General features: G+C 58.2%; 3 protein-coding genes. All 3 read right to left on the reverse strand.

Going from position 1 to position 4,197, the window contains the following annotated elements; all coding sequences use genetic code 11:
* Nucleotides 1–12 precede the first annotated feature (12 nt).
* Nucleotides 13–1,263, reverse strand: a complete 1,251-nt coding sequence (locus tag ACLQ7H_RS19220) for a beta-ketoacyl-[acyl-carrier-protein] synthase family protein (RefSeq protein WP_411754046.1) — start codon at nt 1,261–1,263, stop codon at nt 13–15.
* A 4-nt stretch (nt 1,264–1,267) separates the two neighbouring features.
* Entirely contained in the window at nt 1,268–2,656 is a 1,389-nt protein-coding gene (locus ACLQ7H_RS19225) for an efflux transporter outer membrane subunit (protein ID WP_411754048.1), read from the reverse strand.
* On the reverse strand, nt 2,656–4,197 hold a 1,542-nt coding region (locus tag ACLQ7H_RS19230), incomplete at its 5' end, for an ABC transporter permease (RefSeq protein ID WP_411754047.1). The genes ACLQ7H_RS19225 and ACLQ7H_RS19230, both read right to left, overlap by 1 nt.

A 4,197-nucleotide genomic window follows, 5' to 3' on the forward strand; every position in this document is an offset into this window, starting at 1 on the left:
TGAGGATCATGCTCATGCCTGCCCGATAACCAACGCCGCGTTAGCGCCGCCGAAGCCGAAGCTCAGATTCAAGATGTTCTGTAACCGGGCCGGGCGGTGCCCTTCGCTGATGTAGTCCAGATCGCACTCCGGATCGGCATTTTTCAGGTGGCAGGTAGCTGGCATCAGCTGATGCTGCAACGCTTGCAGGCAGATAATGGATTCAAAACTGCCTGCCGCCGCAATCAGATGCCCGGAGTAAGACTTGGTGCTGGAGAGCGGCGTGCTGTAGGCCGCCTCGCCGAAGGCCAGTTTGATCGCCTGGGTTTCATTCAGATCGTTGAGGGGCGTAGAGGTGCCATGCGCATTGATATAGTCAATCTCCTCCGCCATCACTCCGGCCTGCCGCAGTGCGTGCTGGATGGTTTTTACCCGGGCAATCTTGTCTTCCGCGGGGGCGGTAAAGTCGAAGGCATCCGAGTAATTGCCGTAGCCCTTGATTTCCCCCAGGATCGTTGCGCCACGCGCCAATGCGGCTTCGCGCTCTTCCAGGCACAACACGGCAGCACCTTCAGAAAGGACAAAGCCGTTACGGTCAAGGCTGAATGGACAGCAGGCCTTGCTGGCATCATCCTGCTCACTCGCCAAGGCGCGCAGGATATCGATATTCCACACGGCGGCATCGGTACACAGCGACTCACCTGCCCCAGCCAGCATCATCGAGGCACGGCCACTGCGGATCACCTCAAACGCATCGCCGATGGCGATCGTCCCGGTGGCACAGGCGGCAATGGGGCTATTTTGATAACCGCGCAGGCCCCAGTACAGGCTACAGGCCGCCGTTGCCGCATTCGGCATAGACAGGAAACAGCCAAACGGTGAGCCTAACCCCGTGCGCAGATAACCTTCGTAATTAATATGGGTTTCATCCTGACCCGCCCAGCCGCTGCCGATGATGGTGCCGCACTCCAGCAGATCGTAATAGGCCGCCGGGCTTTCCCCGTGGAAGGCCATCTCCATCGCTTCGCGGGCCGCTCCCAACGCCAGACGGGCAAAACGTGGCAGGCGGCGACGGATCGCCGCAGGAACGCCTTTCAGGCTGGGTTCATCGTCGATCACCCCAAAGAAACGCGACTGGATCCCCACGGCGGACCGATCGAAATAGCGATAGCCCAGTTGATAATCCATAATTGCCGCCCAGCTCTGCTCGGCATTCATCCCCAATGGGGTGACCGCACCAAAGCCTGTAACCACCACGCGACGTGACAAAGCCTCTTTATTCATGATCTCATCCTGTTATATCACTGTCTTGTTCCACACCGCCGCCCAACGCCAACCACAGCTTCATAGTGGCATTGAGGTAGTTGTACTGCAGATCTGACAAATTGGTTTCGATGGTCAGCAGATCGTCCTCAGCATCCAATAGGCTCTGGAAAGAGACGGCCCCTGCCTGGTATTGGCTTCTGGCCAATACCAGGCGCTGCTGGCTAAGCTGCAGATTCTGTTGCTGATTGATTTTTTGCTGCTGATAGCTAAGGCGTTGCGACATGGCGTTATCCACGTCGGAAAGCGCGTTGTAGACCTGGCTGCGAAAGACAATCGCCGCCTGTTTGACGTCCAAATCCGACTTCTCAATGGTCAATTGCACCGTGTTCCACTGCACAAACGGCAGCGCAGCGTTAGCTCCCAGCGTCCTGACAGGATTGCTGAACCATTGGGAGAAAATGCTGCTGGCGGAACCGAGTGAGGCCGCCAGTGACAGCGATGGATAAAAGCTTAAACGCTGCACGTCCGAACCTGCCAGGGCTGCGCGCAGGCGCCCTTCCGCCGCTTTCACGTCTGGCCGACGGGCAATGACCTCAACTGGCAGCACCTTGGCAATCGGCACATCCTGATTGATGTCTAAAGAGCTGCGTTCTGCCTGACGATCGGTGGGCGAACGGTTAAACAGGATTGCCAGCGCATTACGGCTCTCTTCCCGTTGCTGTTGCAGCGTGCGGTAGGTGTTCTCACGATTGAGCAGCGACTGTTGCGCCTGTAACAGATCGAGCTGCCCGGCGGCACCGGAAGCATAGCGTGACTGCACCAGAGCCAGCGTCTGCTGACCAATTTCCAGACCCGCCTGCTGCTGTTTTATCTTCTGGTTGAGGTTGGCGATCTGCCAATAATACTGCGCCGTATTGCCTATCAGCGTCAGCGCGGTGTTTTGCCGATCTTGCTCTGTGGCTTCAGCCTGCCACTGTGCCTGTTCTCTGGCGCGTGCCAATTTCCCCCAAAGATCCAACTCGTAGCTCAGTGACAACGTGGTGCTGTAAGACTCCGTCGGGGTGGTATTGCTACGCAGGTTTTTGCTGTTGTTGGCGCTGCCAGCCACCGAAACGTCTGGCGTTAAATTGGTATCGGTTAACCCAGCCGCCAACCGGGCCTGCTGCAGCTGTATGCCAGCAATGGCCAGATCGTTGTTGCTGGTCAGCGCGCGTCCGATCAGCATGGAGAGCTGCGGATCGTCGAAGCTATCCCACCAGCGTCCACTATGCTGCAGATAACCAGAACCGGTCTCCTGTACCCGCCACTCGGCAGGCACTGACAACATCGGCCGCTGATAGTCGCTTTTCGTCAAGGAACCACAGCCACTCAGCAGCAGGGGCAACAGTATTAGAGGGAATTTGCTCTTCATCATTCGCGTGCCAGTGCCTCCGTTGGATGCAGACGCGCCGCGTTGCGCGCAGGGAAAAAACCAAAGCCCAGGCCGATCAACGCCGAAAACCCACAGGCCATCACCAATGGCGGCCAGGTAAAGATCATGGTGAACTCTTTGGTTACCCACGAGAAGATCACCCCGGCCAACCCCGAGCCAATAATGCCGATCAGCCCGCCCAGCGAGCAAATCACCATCGCTTCAATCAGAAACTGGCGCATGATGTCCGCAGGCCGCGCGCCGACCGAAAGACGGATGCCGATCTCGTGGGTACGCTCGGTGACCGAAACCAGCATGATGTTCATCACGCCAACCCCCCCCACCAGCAGTGAAATCCCGGCAATAGCGGTGATCAGCAGATTCATCGAATCCGACGCCTTGCGGATGGCCTGTGTCATTTGGTCATTAGTCTGGGTGAAAAAGTCACGCTGGCCATGCGCCTGCTCCAGCAACTGCTCCACGCGACCTTGCACCTCATGCAGTGAGGCGCCATCACGTACGCGCAAGGTAATCGACTCGATCGGCATATTGCCGGACATGCGTTCCAGCAGTGCGGTATAGGGCATCCAGGCGCCCAGCATCATGCCGCTGTATTTGCCCCCTTTACGCTCGGCAACGCCGATCACCCGGTAAGGCGTACCGCCAAGCTGGACGATTTCCCCTTCTGGCTTTTCATCCGCTTCAAACAGCGTGTCGCGTAGTTCCGGGTCGATAATCACCACCGGCTCACGCTCGTCCAGATCGCGCTGGATAAACCCGTTGCCGGAGACGAAATGCAGGCCCTGCACACGAAAATAGGCATTACTGATGCCGGAGATCGACACCATCCCTTGTTTACCTCCGCGAACCGCGGTGATCGTATTGCTGACTACGGGCGAAACGCTATCGACATAAGGCTGACGAGCCAGCAGCTCCACATCGGCAACCTTAAGTGCACGGGCCAGATCTGGCCGCGGTTTCCCCCAGCCCAATCCAGGGCGGATCTCCAGCGTACTGGTGCCCAGTCGGCCGATCTCACTAAGAATATTTTGCCGAGCGCCCTCACCTACCGCCATAGAGGACACCACGGAAGAAACGCCGATAATGATGCCTAACATCGACAAAAAGGCCCTTGCTCGATGCCCCAGCAGCGCACGCCAGGCCATCTTGACCGCCTCTTGCACGCTCGGCCAGAACGGGTTGCGCCCGGTGGCGGCAGCAACCGGTGGCGCAGGTTTGGACTCCTGGGGGACTACCGCTTCATTTTGCTTATCGGCCACGATTTCGCCGTCGCTGATTTCGATAATGCGCTGCGCCTGATTGGCCACGTCCCGGTCGTGGGTGACGATAATGATGGTATGTCCCGAACGGTGCAGGGAATGCAAGATCCCCATCAGCTCCTGGCCACTGGTGCGATCGAGCGCACCGGTGGGTTCATCGGCCAGAATAATTTCCGCCCCGTTCATCAACGCCCGGGCAATACTGACGCGCTGCTGCTGCCCACCGGAGAGCTGCGCCGGTTTGTAGTCCATCCGTTGTTG

It is taken from the genome of Serratia sp. (in: enterobacteria), assembly GCF_046715635.1.
In the GTDB taxonomy this organism is placed as follows: Bacteria; Pseudomonadota; Gammaproteobacteria; order Enterobacterales; family Enterobacteriaceae; genus Chania.

Excerpts from the sequence above, each read along its gene's own strand:
- ACLQ7H_RS19220 (WP_411754046.1), bottom strand. The coding sequence starts at position 1,263 with ATGAATAAAGAGGCTTTGTCACGTCGCGTGGTGGTTACAGGCTTTGGT.
- ACLQ7H_RS19225 (WP_411754048.1), bottom strand. The coding sequence starts at position 2,656 with ATGAAGAGCAAATTCCCTCTAATACTGTTGCCCCTGCTGCTGAGTGGC.